Genomic DNA, 15,096 nt, shown 5'->3' with positions numbered 1-15,096 from the left:
CGCGCCATCGACGGCATCGGCGACGGCCTGGCGCGCATCGTCGCCCAGGTTCGCGAGGGCGCGGCCGGCATGTCGGCGCGCACCAGCGAGATCGCCGGCGGCAGCGGCGACATCGCCACGCGCATCGCCGCGCAGGCCGGCAACCTGGAGCGCACCGCCGCCAGCATGGAGGAGCTGACCTCGAACGTGCAGCAGAACGCCGATCACGCCGCGCAGGCCAATCAACTGGTGGCCGGCGCCGCCGAGGCCGCGCTCGACGGCGGCCAGGCGGTCGGCCGGGTGGTCTCGACCATGGACGAGATCGGCCGCTCGGCGCGCCGCATCGCCGACATCACCAGTGTGATCGAGAGCATCGCCTTCCAGACCAATATCCTGGCGCTGAACGCGGCCGTCGAGGCGGCCCGCGCCGGCGAGCAGGGCAAGGGTTTCGCGGTGGTGGCCGCCGAGGTGCGCGCGCTCGCGCAGCGCAGCGCGGCATCGGTCAGGGAGATCGAGACCCTGGTGGCCGAATCGACGGCCACCGTCGACAGCGGCGCGCGGATCGCCGGCGAGGCCAGCGCCACCATGCAGGGCATCGTCGAACGGGTGGGCCAGGTGCGCGACCTGATGGGCGAGATCAGCCAGGCCTCGCGCGAGCAGTCGCAGGCGATCGAGCAGGTCAACATCGCCGTCACGCAGATCGGCGAGGCGACCCAGCAGAACGCGCAGGTGGTGGATCAGGCGCAGCGCGAGGCGGTGGCGCTGAGCGACGAGGCCGCGTTGCTGGCCGACGCGGTCAGCGTGTTCAAGCTCAGGGGCGCGGGGCGGACATGAGCGGTAGTGCGTGATGGTTGCCGTGTCGAGTGCGAACGATCATGTCGTCGGGTTTTATAAGTGCGTACTTTATATCGATTTCGGATTTTAACGATTGCGCATGCGCTTGCCTAAAATCTGATGAATTAAGACGAGTCGTGTGAAAAAAATAATTAACGATTTTCACTGGTGATCGGTGAATCGATTTGATAGATTGTGGAAAATCTGGAATTCGGCTGTTGCGTGATGTGAATTGCATTGGCTGAGTTCCGGAAAATAATAACCATCCTATTAAAACGATTCCAATTGCCAGTGAGGCAATCATGTTCGTTTCGAGCGAGACCGGGGGAGTGGCCGCTGCGGCATCGTCCGCGCGGTGCCTGAAGTCGCCGATTCCCGGCGGATCGTGGCGCAGCCGTTCTACGGCACGGGGCGTGGCTGGGCTGATCGGGGCCATCATCATGGCTGCGCCGGCACCGGCGCCCGCGGAATCCATCCAGCATCACGCCTGTGCGCAGGGCGCCTGGGCACTCGGAAAAAGCGGTGCACCCGAAAATCCGGCCCTCGCGCAATTATCCGGACATGCCTTTTCCGGCAATCCACATGTGTCCGGCGGCGGCCTCATGGTGAATCCGGATCTCTCGATGCGCTGGTCGTCGTCATTATCGTCGTCGCTATTGTCGGAGCGTGGCGGCGGCGCGTCGTTGAATCCGTCCGGAATGATTCCGGAATCGATGCCGCGATGGCGTAATTCACCGGAAATCGAGTTATTGCGTCGCTTCGAGGCGAGCCGGCCGGCGTGGGCGAATCCAGATGCGGGCGACAAGCCGATCCTGGGTCGCTTGCTGGCGCAGGCCCTGAATCGGCGCCGCGACGAGACTTCTTATCGGATTCCCTCGGACGAAGCCATTGCCAATGCCGGGCCTATCAAGCTGTCACCGAGGGAGCAGGCGTACCTGCCGAAGGCGAAGGCCTGCAACGACGCCACGCGGGCACTGAATGACAGCGAGCAGGCGCTCCTGAGTGCCGCCGAGGTGCCCTTGGGCAGCGCCACCACGCTGGCCGAGTGGGCCAATACGCCCGGACATGGGCCGGCGCCGGCGGCTTTCGCCCCCGCGTTGCGGAATCTCTCCGCCTACGACGCGAGCTGTCTCGAGTCCACCGCCAGGCCCGAGCAGCTCAAGGAGCTGGTCGGCGTGCTGACGATCGACGGCAAGCCGGCCTGCACGGCCTTCCGGCGCAGCGCCAATCGAATCTGGACGGCTCGCCATTGCATCTACGACGCGGCGGACAACCGGCGCTATGCCATGGTGCGCCCCGGCTCGGTGTGGTTTTCCTATCCCGGCGAACCGGACGCTCGTTACGAGGTATGCAGTGAAACCCGCAATTCGAAGGCGGCCGGCAGTTCGGGTGGATTCCCGATGCAGGACGACTACATCGAGTTGCTGGTGGCCGGCTCGCCTCCGGCGCCGCCGCAGATTCCGGTCGATACGGCCGGCCTGGCCAAGGGTGCCGACCTCACCCTTTTCGGGCTCTTCAGCGACCTGCAACTGATCAGTACCGGCCCCTCCAGCGAGTTGTCGTGGATGCGCGAGAGCAAATCCGGGTGCGTGGTCGGCGAAGTCACCGCGGACGGTTGCATCGTCCATAGCTGCCAGGCGGTGCAGGGCACCAGCGGCGCGCCGGTGTTTGTCGTGCGCGACGACAAGCTGGTGCTGGTGGCCATGCATGTGGGAGGCGGCACGAAAGCCTGCACGGTGAAGGGACTGAAAAGTGCGGCATACAACGTGGCCATTCCGGCGAAACGGCTGGCCGAGTGAGCGTGGTTCAACAAGCACGAACGGGGGATACGATGAGGCCCAACAAGGCAGGGACAATGGTGGCGGGAGTCTGTGCGCTGTGTTTTGGCGTCGCGCAGGCGGATGAGTTGCGGGTCGGCGTGGCGATCAAGTGCCCGAAGACGGGCGCGCAGCGCACCGAGATCGCGCTGGCGCCGGTGGCGCTGGCCCTGGCCGGCGTGGTGGTGCAGAAGCTGGCGGGGGCGGCGCTCGAGAAGGCGGCGGACTACCTCAAGGACGATACGTCCATCACCAAGACCGCCTATGCGCGCGCGCCGCGCATGCTCGATGCGATCCCCGCCACCGACAGCAACAGCCGCGCGCTGGTCGACGCGAAAGGCAACCCGGTGCAGACAGCGCGGATGTCGGTCATCTATGCCTGCGTCTACGGCGCGGTGGGCCGCTATGGCAATCCGGGCGACAGTCCGGCAGGCGATTTCACCAGCCTGGGGAGCGACGCTTCCGACGCACTGCGCAAGCTCGGGTTGCAGGACGCGCCGGCCTTGTACTTCGAGGGGCTCTACCAGCAATCGAAGGAGCCCGCCGGCGTGTATGCCTTCGAGCCGCAATTCCTCTACTACGGCGAGCACCTGAAATCGGGTGGACTGTTCGGCGCCCACAAGCGCGACCTCGGCGTAACGGTCGATGTGCTGAAGCCGTCCGAAACGGCGCCGATCTCGAGCTCGGTGATTTCGCTCGAGGCGCTCAAGCCGGGCAAGGACACGATGTTCGATGCGAAGTATTTCGACGGCAGGCCGTTGCCGTGGCAGAAGGTGCCGGCCCTGACGGACAACGCGCCGGTCACGATCAAGGTCACGGTGCTCGAGACCGGCAAGGCGAACACGCTCGACAAGGCGCTCGGCGAGGCGCTGGCCGCGAAGAAGGACGATCTCGCGCAGGCGCTGGCCGACGCCGTGGTCAGGCAGCCTGCCAGCGGCGCGGCGGCGACCGGCCACTGACGCGAGCCGGGGCGGCGCGCGCGTCGTCGAGGTGTGCGCCGCCCGCCTTCAATTCTTCAGGAATCCTCCAAAGCGCGCGCGGATCTCGTCGACCTGCGACAGCGTCCCCGACAGATGCGCGCGCAGCGCCGCTTGCGCCGCCTCGGGATTGCCCGCCGCGATCGCGGCGACGATCGCCGCATGCTGCTCCAGCACCCGCTCGGTCTTGCCCGGGATCGGCACGTGCAGGTTGCGCAGCCGGTCCAGGTGCCCGCTCTGCCGGCGCACCAGCGTCCATAGATCCATCACCTCGGCCGCGTCGTACATCAGCTTGTGGAAGGCCTCGTCGGCGTGCACGAACTCGACGTAGTTCTCGCGCGCCGCGTGCATGCGCTGCAGCTCGATGCTGTCGGCGAGCCGCGCCAGCAGCGGGGCGCTCGGCGCGCTGGCGAGCCGGTGCACGATCTCCAGCTCGATCGAGCGGCGCAGGAACAACTGCTGGCGCGCCAGCGGCACGTCGATCGAGCTGACCACCGTCGCGTGCTGCGGAAAGATGTCGACCAGGCCTTCCTCGCCGAGCCGGATCAGCGCGTCGCGGATCGGCGTCTGGCTCAGGCCGTAGAGCGCGGCGAGCTCGGCGCGCTGCAGCACGGTGCCCGGCGCGATGCGCATCGCCACGATCAGCTCGCGCAGGTGCTCGAAGACCTGCGGCGCCGCGTGGCGCGAGCGGTCGAAGGAGGGCGCGATCAGTTCGGCGGGGGACGAGGCGGCGGGAGCGTCGGAAAGCGTCGGGGTCATGTGGGCATGGGATGACGGGAAGCGGGAAAGCCGGCCGCCGCGCGGCGCCGGCCAGCCGCCACGATACCGCAATCCCGCTTCATTGACGCACTAATGTTTTAGTGTTTTAATCCGCCCCAGCTCAAGGCGAATACCCGTCGCGGGCGCAACGAATACGAACGAGAACATCCAGGAGACAGCCGTGGACACTGCGAAGCATTCCGCCGCGCCGGGCGCGCTCGCGCCGGCACCAGCCGCGCCGCTGGCGCGGGCGGTGGCGAAGATCGAGCGCCGCGTGCTGCCGCTGTTCGTGATCATGTTCATCGTCAACTACATCGACCGCGTCAACATCGGCTTCGTGCGCGAGCACCTGGCGGCCGACGTCGGCATCGGCACGGCCGCCTACGGGCTCGGCGCGGGGCTGTTCTTCGTCGGCTACGCGATCTTCGAGGTGCCCTCCAACCTGCTGCTGGCGCGCTTCGGCGCCAAGGCCTGGCTGACGCGGATCATGCTGACCTGGGGCATCGCGGCCACCGCGATGGCCTTCGTGCGCGGCGAGACCTCCTTCTACGTGCTGCGCTTCCTGCTCGGCGTGGCCGAGGCGGGTTTCTTTCCCGGCGTGATCTATTACTTCACGCAATGGCTGCCGGCCGGCGCGCGCGGCAAGGCGATGGCGGTATTCCTGAGCGGCTCGGCGCTGGCCTCGATCCTGGCCGGCCCGGTTTCCGGCGCCTTGCTCGGGCTCGGCGCGATGGCGGGCAGCGGCCTGCACGGCTGGCAGTGGATGTTCGTCACCGAGGGCGCGGCCTCGATCCTGTTGTGCGCGGTGGTGTGGTGCTGGCTCGACTCGCGCCCGGCCGAGGCGCGCTGGCTGGCCGACGAGGAGCGGCGCGCGATCGTCGAGACCATCGCCGCCGAGCAGGCCGCGCGCGAGCGCGAGCAGCCGGCCCATGTATCGCCGCTCGAGCTGCTGGCCGATCCGCGCATCGCGCTCTACTGCTTCATCTACTTCGCGATCTCGCTGACGATCTACGGCGCCACCTTCTGGCTGCCCAGCATCATCCGCAAGATGGGCCACTACAGCGACTTCCAGGTCGGCCTGTTCAATTCGATTCCCTGGCTGGTATCGATCGTGGCGATGATCGGCTTCGCGCGGCTGGCCGCGCGCCATCCCCACCAGCAGCGGTGGACCTCGGTCGCGCTGCTGATCGCCGCGCTCGGCATGTTCGTCTCCAGCTTCGGCGGCGGGGCCTTCGCCTTCGTCTCGATCTGCTTCGCGGCGGTCGGCTTCAAGGCCGCGTCCTCGCTGTTCTGGCCGATCCCGCAGAACCATCTCGATGCGCGCATCGCCGCCGGCGTGATCGCGCTGATCAATTCGATCGGCAACCTCGGCGGCTTCGTCGCGCCTGCCGTGTTCGGGCTGCTCGAGCAGCACACCGGTTCGATCCGCGGCGGCCTCGCGGGCCTGTCGATCTGCTCGCTGCTGGCCGTGCTCGCCGTCTGGTTCACGCGCGAGCGGCCTCGCCGGCGCGCCGAGCCCCTGTCGCGCCGCGCCGGCTGAGCGCCGCCTTCCCCCCTTTCCCATCCAGAGATCCGCATGAAGATCACCCGCGTCACCGTCACCCCGATCGCCTTCAAGGACGCGCCGCTGCTGAACGCGGCCGGCATCCACGAGCCCTATGCGCTGCGCTCGATCATCGAGATCGAGACCGATACCGGCCATATCGGCCTGGGCGAGAGCTACGGCGACGCGCCCGCGCTGGCCGTGCTCGATGCGGTGAAGGGCGAGCTGGTCGGGCTCGATCCGTTCAAGCTGAACCGGCTGCGCGAGATCGTGCGCGGCGTGGTGGCCAGCCAGGCGCCCGCCAGCGCCGCCGGCGCCGAGCTCGCGCCGGGCTCGCATGCGAGCAAGGCCGTCAGCAATGCCTATTCGGCCTTCGAGGTGGCCTGCCTGGATGCCCAGGCGCGCTACCTGAACGCGCCGCTGGTGGACCTGCTCGGCGGCGCGGTGCGTCGCGAGGTGCCGTTCAGCGCCTACCTGTTCTTCAAGTACGCCGAACATATCGACAGCCCCTATGCGCCCGATGCCTGGGGCGAGGCGCTCGACGAGGCGCAGATCGTCGAGCAGGCGCGCCGCATGATCGACGCGCACGGTTTCGAGAGCATCAAGCTGAAGGCCGGCGCGCTCGCGCCCGAGCACGAGGTGGCCTGCATCAAGGCGCTGCGGCGTGCCTTCCCCGCCGCGCCGCTGCGCATCGACCCGAACGGCAACTGGTCGCTCGACACCGCGCTGCGCATGGCCGAGCTGCTCGGCGACGATCTGCAGTACTACGAGGATCCGACGCCGGGCCTGGAGGGCATGGCCGAGCTGCACCAGCGCACCGGCATGCCGCTGGCCACCAACATGGTGGTCACCGATTTTGACGAGTTCCGCCGCGGCGTGGCCTTGAACAGCGTGCAGATCGTGCTGGCCGACCATCACTACTGGGGCGGCCTGCGCGACACGCAGCAACTGGCGCGCATGTGCGACAGCTTCGGGATCGGCGTGTCGATGCATTCGAACTCGCACCTCGGTATCAGCCTGATGGCGATGACGCACGTGGCCGCCTCGGTCGAGAACCTCTCCTATGCCTGCGACACGCATTACCCGTGGCAGGAGCCCGACGAGGAGGTGGTGGTCGGCGGCAAGCTGCCGATCCGCGGCGGCTGCGTGCAGCTCACCGACGCGCCGGGCCTGGGGCTCGAGATCGATCGCGAGCAACTGCGCAAGCTGCACGAGCTGTACCTGGGCTGCGGGATCCGCCAGCGCGACGACGTCGGCCAGATGCGCAAGTACCGGCCCGACTGGAAGAACCTGAAGCCGCGCTACTGAGGTGGGGCTGTCGAGGCAGCGCGATAAGGCAGCAACAGGGAGCAACGGCGGCAAGCGGCGAGGGCGAGGGCGAGGGCGAGTCATGCGCCCCGTCGCGCGTCTCGCGTCATGCGCGCGGGCGCGGATCGAACACCAACATGGAGACAGACGTGAACCCACCGAATCCGGGCGCCGCGGGCCGGCCCTCGACGCGCTACCGCTGGACCATCTGCGCGATGATGCTGTTCGCCACCACCATCAACTACATGGACCGGCAGACGCTGGGCCTGCTCGCGCCGCTGATGCAGGCCGACATCGGCTGGAGCCAGGTGCAGTACGCGCAGACCGTGATGATCTTCACGGCCGCCTATGCGCTGGGGCTGATGCTGTTCGGGCGGCTCGCCGATCGCGTCTCGACGCGGCTGGTCTATGGCGGCGCGATGGCGATGTGGAGCGCGGCCGCCATGCTGCACGCGCTGGCCGCCAGCGTGCCGGGTTTCGCCGCGGTGCGCGGGCTGCTCGGCTTCGCCGAGGCCTCGAACTTCCCGGTCGCGCTGCGCACCACCGCGATCTGGTTTCCGAAGGCGGAGCGGGCGCTGGCCACCGGCATCTGGAACATGGGCGCCACCGTCGGCGGGGTGGTCGCGCCGGCCGTGATCCCGATCATGGCCGTGCTGTGGGGCTGGCGCGCCAGCTTCGCGGTGAGCGGCGCGGTCGGCTTCGTCTGGCTGGCCGCCTGGTGGCGCATCTATCGCGCGCCGGCCGAGCATCCGCGCGTGGCGCCCGACGAGCTCGCCCACATCGACGCCGATGCCGGCGGCGAGCCCGAGCCGCGCCGGGTCGGCTGGCTCGCGGTGCTGCGCCATCGCGAGGCCTGGGCCTTCATGGTCGGCAAGCTGCTGACCGATCCGATCTGGTGGTTCTACCTGTTCTGGCTGCCGAAGTGGCTCAACGAGGCCAACGGCATCGACATGCAGCACATGGGGCCGCCGCTGATCCTGATCTACGCGATGGCCTGCGGTGGTAGCGTGCTGGGCGGCTGGGCCTCGTCGCGGCTGGTCGCGCGCACCGGCCGCGTGAACTTCGCGCGCAAGCTGACGATGGGCGTGTGCGCGCTGTGCGTCACGCCGATCGGCCTGCTCTCGCAGTTCCATGCGCTGTGGTTCTCGGTGCTGGCGGTCGGCCTGGCGGCGGCCGCGCACCAGGGCTGGTCGGCCAATCTCGTCACCACCGTCTCCGACGTGTTTCCGCGGCGCGCGGTCGGCACCGTGATCGGCATCGGCGGCACGATGGGCATGCTCGGCTCCTTCCTGTTCTCGGGCGTGATCGGCGAGACCCTGCAGCGCACCGGGCAGTACTGGGCGCTGTTCGCGATCGGCGCGCTGGCCTACCTGGTGGCGCTCGCGATCATGCACGTGCTGATGCCGCGCATGAGGCCGGTGCGGCTGGCCGAGACGGAGCCGGCCGAAGGCGTGCGGCTGCCTGGCTGAGGGCGCGGCGCCGCGTGCGCGAAGGGATGCTTTTCAGACCTGACCGATAGCTCCGCCTGCAGCCTTGATCGAGAATCGTCGCCGCCCGGGTTGCCGGCAGGATGCGCTCGCGCGACGCGACGCATGGTTTGCCTGCCCCGGTCGATTCCTTTCGTCCAGTGGAGCCAAGCATCGTGATGTCGGTTGAGCGACTGATTCCAGACATTCTGTTCGGGTTTACCGGCCTGATCAGCATCATCAACCCGATCGGCATGGCCTTCGTGTTCCTCGAGCGCACCGAGTCGCTGAACGAAGACGAACGCGCCCAGCTCGCCAAGCGGCTCGCGATCAACGTGTTCTTCACGTTGCTGGTGATCTTCTTCCTCGGCGCGCCGGTGCTGAACTTCTTCGGCATCTCGATGGAGGCGCTGCGCCTGGGCGGCGGTTTCGCGGTGGCGATGGCCGGCTGGTCGATGCTCAACGCGCCCGACGTGCCGGCCACCGAGGGCACGGTGCGCGGCGGCGACCTGCAGAAGCTGATGGCGCGCGCCTTCTTCCCCCTGACGGTGCCGCTGACGATCGGCCCCGGCTCGATCGCGGCCGGCATCGCGCTGCACGCGAACCGGCAGAAGGGCGCCGTCGATTTCATGATGTCCGGGCTGATCTCGCTGGCGGTGGCCTTCCTGGTGGCCTTCGCGATCTGGCAGATCTACAGCCGCGCCACCACGCTGGCGCGTTATCTCGGCGCCGAGGGCACCAAGGTGGCGATGCGCGTGTCGGCCTTCCTGCTGCTGTGCGTGGGCGTGCAGATCATGCTGACCGGCGTGTCGGAGTTCGTGCGCGCCACGCGGGCGGTGACGGGCTGAGCACGGCAGGCGGGGCGCGCGAGGGCGTGCCCCTTCGCGCGCGAGCGCTCAGCGGCCGAACTGCCGCTGCAGGATGTCCTCGAGCCGGGCCGCGGTGATCTCGCCCACATGCGATTCGACCAGGCGCCCGCGGGCGTCGAAGAACAGCGTGGTGGGCAGGCCGCGCGAGCCGTAGACGCGCATCGCGTCGCGTCGCGGATCGAGCATCACCTCGTCGAAGCGCAGGCCCATCTGCGAGAGGAAGCCGCGCACCGTCGAGGCGTCCTCGCCCTGGTTGAGCATCAGCACCGTGAGCTCGGGATGGGCCGCCTGTGCCTGCGCGAGCACCGGCATTTCGCGGCGGCAGGGCGGGCACCAGCTCGCCCACAGATTCAGGATCACCGGCTTGCCGGCAAAACGGCCCGGCGCCACCGGCTTCGCGTCGAGCGTGCTGATCGCCAGCGTGTCCAGCGGCGGCGCGTTGTCCCGGACGCTGCCCAGCACCCCTTGCGCGATGCCCCACGCGGCCAGGCCGACCAGAAGGCCGCCCAGCACCGGGCGGCGCGCCGCCGGCCGGCGCCGCAGGCGCCAGGCAAGCAGGGCCAGCGCCGCGGCCAGCCCGGCCCAGGCCGAGAAGCCGCCGTCGCCGATCGCGACGATCGAGGCCGGTGCCGCCGCGTACTGCGGCCACCAGCGCAGCACATAGGCCAGGCGCGCGGCCAGCAGGCCGACCAGCAGGGCGTCGACCAGCAGGCTCGGCGCGCGCCGGTCGGCCTCGCCCGGCAGGACGCGCGCCAGGCCCAGGGCGATCAGCCATGCCAGCAGCGCGGCCGCCGCCAGCGCCACCACCTGTACCGAGAAGGGACCAATACTCGTCATCGAATCAAGCTGCCGCGAGGGGTTGAGGGAGGCGCGAAGCCCAGGCGCCTGCGCGATTATCGGCCCGGATCATGGCCGGGCTCAATCCCGTCGCGGGCGGCTGGCCGCGCTCAGACCTGCCGCGCGAGCCACCAGGCGGCGGCGACCGTGAACACCGCGCCGAGCAGCGCCGCGTAGGGCGCGAGATCGAGCCAGCGGCTGCGCGCGGGCAGCACCAGTTCGATGTCGCGCTGCATCTGGGCCGGGAAGCGGCCGCGATCCTGCCAGTAGTGGCGATAGACGAACACCGGCACGATCAGCAGCATCGCGATCAGGCCGTTGCGCAGCGTGCCGGCTTCATGCAGGTCGGCGCCCGCGCCGGCATACACCAGGTTCAGGTAGCCGCACACGGCGCCGGCCTCCAGCAGCCAGCTCGGGCAGCGGAACGGCCGCTCGCGATCGCCGCGGTCCATGCGATGGATCCAGCCCGACTGCAGGTTCAGGAACACGAAGATCATGTAGCAGACGTTCGAGATCGCCAGCACCGTCATGTAGTTCGACATCATCAGCAGCACCAGGTTGAAGCCGAGGTCGGTCCACATCGCGCGGGTCGGCGCGCCGTGGCGGTTGACGTGCGAGAGGTAGCGCGGCAGCCAGCCGTCCACGGAAGCCTGGTACAGCGTGCGCGAGGACCCCATCATCGAGGTCATCACGATCAGCAGGATCGACAGCATCAGCATTACCACGATGGCATTGGCCACCCAGGCGCCGCCGCCCACCAGCCGCGCCATCGCGGCGCCCACGCCGGTGCCGTCGCCGATCGCGGGATCGAGCATGGCCTGGGTGCCGAGCGCGCCCTGGAAGGCCATCGGCACCAGGGTCATCACGATCAGGCACAGCGCGCCGGACCAGAAGATCGCCTTGGCCGTGTCGCGGCGCGGATCGCGGAATTCGCGCGTGTAGCAGACCGCCGTCTCGAAGCCGTAGGAGGCCCAGCCGGCCATGAACATCGCGCCGAGCGCCATCACCACGCCCTGGCCGTTCCAGCTGCCGAACGTGGCGGCGGTCGGATTGCCGTGGGCGTCGTGCCCGAGCGGTAGCAGCGGGAACAGGTTCGAGGCCGGCACGTCGCCCGTCACGAAGGGCACGATGCCGACGATCAGCAGCGGCGTGAGCGAGGCGATGCCGAGGATGCGCTGCGTGCGCGCGGCGCTCGAGGCGCCGCTGTGCTGGAGGCGGAAGGTCAGCAGCAGCAGGATCGTGGCGATCAGGAAGGTGGCATTGATGCGCAGCGTGAGGCCGGGGCTGATGAAGCCGAGATCGGCGAGCTGCAACTGCCAGGTGCGGATCACCGAGTCGGCGGGGAACAGGGCGGTGAGCGCGTAGCTGGCGGCCAGGCCGCAGCCGAGCGCGAGCATCGGCGACCAGGCCAGCCAGTTGCACCAGACCGAGACCGGCGCGATCAGCTTGCTGTAGCGAACCCAACCCATCGCGCCATAGACCGAGGCGCCGCCCGACTTGTGCGGGAACAGGCCGGAGATCTCGGCATAGGTGGCGCTCTGGATCAGGCCCATGGTGATCGCGGCGATCCAGATCGCCCAGGCGGGATGGCCGATGGTGGCCGACACCCCGCCGATCGTGAACAGCACGCCGGCCGGCACGCCGCTGGTGACCCAGAAGGCGTCGCGCCAGCCCAGGCCACGTTGCAGGCCATGGCCGCCCGGTTCCGGCGCGGCATCGAGAGTGGCTCGGGCGGCGGCGTGCGCCGGGGATTGTGCTTCGCTCATCGGGATTGTCCTGTTGCGGTTCCGGTTCCGCACGGGCCTCACGGACAGGCCGCGCGCAGCAAGTGGCGATGGTCGCAGCGGGCAGGGGGGCGGGACAATCGGACTGGTCGGAAAGCGGGGGGCGGGCGCAGCATCGGGGATGCTGCACCCGCGATTCGGCGGCGCGACGGGATAAATAACAGGTGAATGATCCTGTGCGTGATGCGGCCGGCGATGCGGCCCGCATAATCGCGCATCGCATCGTCGGCGCGATTAACCGGAAGCCATGCCGCGCGCACGCTTTCGGCGCGACGTATTTTCACGACATCGAGACGCCGCGCCCTGGAGTTTCAACTCTAGATAATCGCGCCGATTGAGCGGCGATTTTCAAATATCCATCCACATCCGATAAAACTGCACATCGGGCTTGGTCGGCAATGACAGCACCCGGGGATCGCTGGTAAACCCCAATCCTTCATAAAACCCCTTCGCGGTTTCTCGCGCGGTGCACCACAGGGTGCGGCCGCCGCGCCCGCGCGCATGCTCGGCGCACAGCCGCACCAGCACGCGGCCGAAGCCGAACCCGCGCAGCGCCTCGTCGATCGCCATGCCCCTCAGGCGCCAGCCGTCGCGCGGCAGGTCGGGGCAATCCTCGCGACATACCGAGGCCACGCCCACCAACTGCTCGCCGCGCCGGATTCCTAAATGCAGCGTATCCGCTCCGAGATCGCCGGACAGCCGGGAGGCGATTTCATCGCCGTCGAGCAGCAGTCGCGCGCGCAGCGGATACACCTGATCCGCGCTAACCGTAAGAATTTCAAATATCGGAGCGTGAGTATTCATTGAGAATCGGGGAGCAAAAAGATGCCTTCGTAGTCGTTATTCGATTCGTCACATCTGACGGTTGATCGGCGCTGGCGGTAGAGGTATCCTCAGCGCGGGCCGATTGCGAGTTTAGCAATGACAACACTGCGATCACAGAATGGAAGAAAAAACAAATTCCGATGCTGACCACGCCTACGACGAAATTCGAACACGAATTCTCGACGGCAGGCTGGAACCAGGGCAAAAAATTTCACATCGCGGGTTGGCAAGCAAGCTCGGAATCGGGCAGATGCCGGTCAGGAGCGCGTTGCAGCGGCTCGCCGCGGAGAACCTCGTCACCGTGTTCGACAAGCGGGGCACCTTCGTCAACGATCCGACGCGCGACGATCTCCAGCAGATCTACGAGGTTCGCCTCGCGCTGGAGAGCACGGCGGCCTACCTGGCGGCAGCCCGCGGGCCGACGCTGGCGATGTCGGCATCGGTGGAGCGCATGGAGCGGCTGATCGAGAGCGGCGACACCGACATCATGGCCGAGCAGCGCATCGGCTGGGTGTTTCACCAGGAGCTGTTCCTGGCCGCGCGTAACGAGCGGCTGCATAACTTCTATAAATTACTGAGAGCACAGACGCTTGCATTGAACGAGTTGCCACGCCAGGACATCGAGACCGTGCGGCGCGGCACCGTGGAGCACCTGGCGATCTATGCCGCGATCCGCGACGGGCAGCCCGAGGCGGCCCGCACGCATATGTGGCATCACATCGTCGACGGTACCCCTGCAAGAATCAAATTAATCCGGGCCAAAAATGAGTCAAAAGAATAGCAGGACCTCGCTTCCCCTGTTGATGATCGTGGCGCTGATCCTCGGCGCGATCGCGGGCGTCACGGCGCCGCGCTTCGCGGCCGACGTCGGTTTCCTGTCGACCATGTTCGGCCACGCCATCAAGATGGTGGTGATGCCGCTGATCCTGTTGTCCGTGACGGTCGGGAGCTACCGCGCGGTCGAGCAGCGACGCAATCTCGGGCGCACCGCGCTCATCACCATCCTGTTCTTCATCGTCATGACCCTGGTGTCGAGCTCGCTCGGGCTCGGCCTCAACTGGATCTTCCGCCCGGGCCTGGGCGCGCCGCTGACCGAATCGGGCGCGCTGCCCGAGCACCTCGCCTCGAGCATCGACTGGGTCAAGTTCATCACCGACCTGATCCCGCAGAACCTGGTGGCCGCGCTGTCCTCGGGCAACGCGATTCCGGTGCTGGTGTTCGGCGTGCTGCTGGGCACCGCGCTGGGCGCCACCGGCGAGGCCGGGCGTCCCGCCATCAACCTGTTCGCCTCGCTGCTCGCCGGCCTGTTCAAGATGGTCGAGTGGATCGTCGCGCTCTCGCCGCTGGCGATCTTCGCGGCCGTCGCGGGCCTGATGAGCAGCCGCGGCGTGTCGGGCCTGATGCCGCTGGTCAAGCTGCTCGGCATCTCCTACCTCGGCATGCTGATCCTCGGCCTGCTGCTCAGCGCGATCGTGATCGCCGCGGGCCAGCGGCCGCTGGCCGTGATCCGCAAGGTCAGCGAGCCGCTGATCCTCGCCTTCACCACGCGCTCCTCGGAAATCACCTACCCGGTGCACCTGAAGAAGCTGACCGAGATGGGCGTGCCGCAGTCGGTGGCCTCCACCATCCTGCCGCTGTCCTACATCTTCAACCGCGACGGCGCCGTGCTCTATACGGCGCTCGCGGTCGGCTACCTGGCCGATGCCTATCACGTGGCCTGGAGCTGGCCGCTCGCGCTGACCATCCTGGTGCTGACCATCATCACCATCGACGGCGCGGCGAACGTGCCCTCGGGAGCGATCGTGGCGATCACCATCGTGCTGGCCGCGATCGGCCTGCCGGCCGAGGCGGTGCTGCTGATCCTCGGCGTCGATGCCTTCTTCGACATGGGCCGCACCGCGCTGAACGTCTATGCCAGCACGGTGGCGATGACGGTGTCGCTGCGCTTGACCCGCAGCGAGGACCAGGCCGCCGCCGACGAGCTGGACGGCGGGGCGAGCCTGCGTACCTGAGCCGGCACGATGGCATGACACGAGAGGCGCCGCGGGCCACCAGCCCGGCGGCGCGAGCAGGGCAGCATCAGGCAGTCGAAGTTGCG

At 68.2% G+C, this 15,096-nt stretch carries 13 protein-coding genes and 1 pseudogene; 10 read left to right on the top strand and 4 right to left on the bottom strand.

The window, feature by feature from the left end:
• From F3J10_RS17180 to F3J10_RS17170, 3 genes are all read left to right on the top strand, one after another.
• Nucleotides 1–813: methyl-accepting chemotaxis protein (locus tag F3J10_RS17180; RefSeq protein WP_240155617.1), on the top strand; the 813-nt coding region annotated here is incomplete at its 5' end.
• A 302-nt stretch (nt 814–1,115) separates the two neighbouring features.
• Nucleotides 1,116–2,612, top strand: a complete 1,497-nt coding sequence (locus tag F3J10_RS17175) for a hypothetical protein (RefSeq protein ID WP_167242569.1) — start codon at nt 1,116–1,118, stop codon at nt 2,610–2,612.
• Between the two features lie 119 nt (nt 2,613–2,731).
• Complete coding sequence (locus F3J10_RS17170) at nt 2,732–3,589, top strand: hypothetical protein (RefSeq protein ID WP_167242568.1); 858 nt, start codon at nt 2,732–2,734, stop codon at nt 3,587–3,589.
• A 48-nt stretch (nt 3,590–3,637) separates the two neighbouring features.
• Here F3J10_RS17170 and F3J10_RS17165 read toward each other — a convergent pair whose 3' ends face one another.
• Nucleotides 3,638–4,366, bottom strand: a complete 729-nt coding sequence (locus tag F3J10_RS17165; RefSeq protein WP_025100022.1) for a GntR family transcriptional regulator — start codon at nt 4,364–4,366, stop codon at nt 3,638–3,640.
• Nucleotides 4,367–4,547: 181 nt separating this feature from the next.
• On the opposite strand from F3J10_RS17165, the gene F3J10_RS17160 reads away from it, so the two are divergent.
• The 4 genes from F3J10_RS17160 to F3J10_RS17145 all read left to right on the top strand — a co-directional run bounded on the left by F3J10_RS17160 (nt 4,548) and on the right by F3J10_RS17145 (nt 9,531).
• Nucleotides 4,548–5,906 carry an MFS transporter gene (locus tag F3J10_RS17160; protein WP_167242567.1) on the top strand — a complete coding sequence of 453 codons (1,359 nt, stop codon included), beginning with the start codon at nt 4,548–4,550 and terminating at the stop codon, nt 5,904–5,906.
• A 36-nt stretch (nt 5,907–5,942) separates the two neighbouring features.
• The gene (locus F3J10_RS17155; RefSeq protein ID WP_167242566.1) at nt 5,943–7,217 is read left to right on the top strand and encodes a glucarate dehydratase family protein; all 1,275 of its coding nucleotides are present in this window, start codon (nt 5,943–5,945) and stop codon (nt 7,215–7,217) included.
• A gap of 137 nt (nt 7,218–7,354) precedes the next feature.
• Nucleotides 7,355–8,686, top strand: coding sequence for an MFS transporter (locus F3J10_RS17150; RefSeq protein ID WP_167242565.1), 1,332 nt, complete (start codon nt 7,355–7,357; stop codon nt 8,684–8,686).
• Between the two features lie 176 nt (nt 8,687–8,862).
• Nucleotides 8,863–9,531, top strand: a complete 669-nt coding sequence (locus F3J10_RS17145) for a MarC family protein (RefSeq protein ID WP_167242564.1) — start codon at nt 8,863–8,865, stop codon at nt 9,529–9,531.
• A gap of 48 nt (nt 9,532–9,579) precedes the next feature.
• Here F3J10_RS17145 and F3J10_RS17140 read toward each other — a convergent pair whose 3' ends face one another.
• Entirely contained in the window at nt 9,580–10,389 is an 810-nt protein-coding gene (locus tag F3J10_RS17140) for a TlpA disulfide reductase family protein (RefSeq protein WP_167242563.1), read from the bottom strand.
• Nucleotides 10,390–10,499: 110 nt separating this feature from the next.
• Nucleotides 10,500–12,086 (bottom strand): annotated as a pseudogene (locus F3J10_RS17135) (APC family permease); the annotation flags it as partial.
• A 251-nt stretch (nt 12,087–12,337) separates the two neighbouring features.
• Between F3J10_RS17135 and F3J10_RS17130 the strand changes: the two are divergent.
• A complete protein-coding gene (locus F3J10_RS17130; protein ID WP_167242561.1) occupies nt 12,338–12,511 on the top strand; it encodes a hypothetical protein in 174 nt (57 codons plus the stop codon).
• Between the two features lie 10 nt (nt 12,512–12,521).
• Here the strand turns inward: F3J10_RS17130 and F3J10_RS17125 are convergent, their stop codons facing one another.
• Nucleotides 12,522–12,977, bottom strand: coding sequence for a GNAT family N-acetyltransferase (locus F3J10_RS17125; RefSeq protein WP_013697611.1), 456 nt, complete (start codon nt 12,975–12,977; stop codon nt 12,522–12,524).
• Between the two features lie 139 nt (nt 12,978–13,116).
• Between F3J10_RS17125 and F3J10_RS17120 the strand changes: the two genes are divergently transcribed.
• Together F3J10_RS17120 and F3J10_RS17115 are read left to right on the top strand one after the other, a co-directional pair.
• The gene (locus F3J10_RS17120; protein WP_013697612.1) at nt 13,117–13,779 is read left to right on the top strand and encodes a GntR family transcriptional regulator; all 663 of its coding nucleotides are present in this window, start codon (nt 13,117–13,119) and stop codon (nt 13,777–13,779) included.
• Nucleotides 13,763–15,010 carry a dicarboxylate/amino acid:cation symporter gene (locus F3J10_RS17115; protein WP_036031934.1) on the top strand — a complete coding sequence of 416 codons (1,248 nt, stop codon included), beginning with the start codon at nt 13,763–13,765 and terminating at the stop codon, nt 15,008–15,010. The genes F3J10_RS17120 and F3J10_RS17115 overlap by 17 nt, the downstream gene beginning before the upstream one ends.
• The last annotated feature ends 86 nt before the right edge of the window (nt 15,011–15,096 follow it).

Source organism: Burkholderia sp. Cy-637 (assembly GCF_011753175.1).
GTDB lineage: Bacteria > Pseudomonadota > Gammaproteobacteria > Burkholderiales > Burkholderiaceae > Burkholderia > Burkholderia gladioli.
This window is presented reverse-complemented; position numbering and strand designations above follow the sequence as displayed.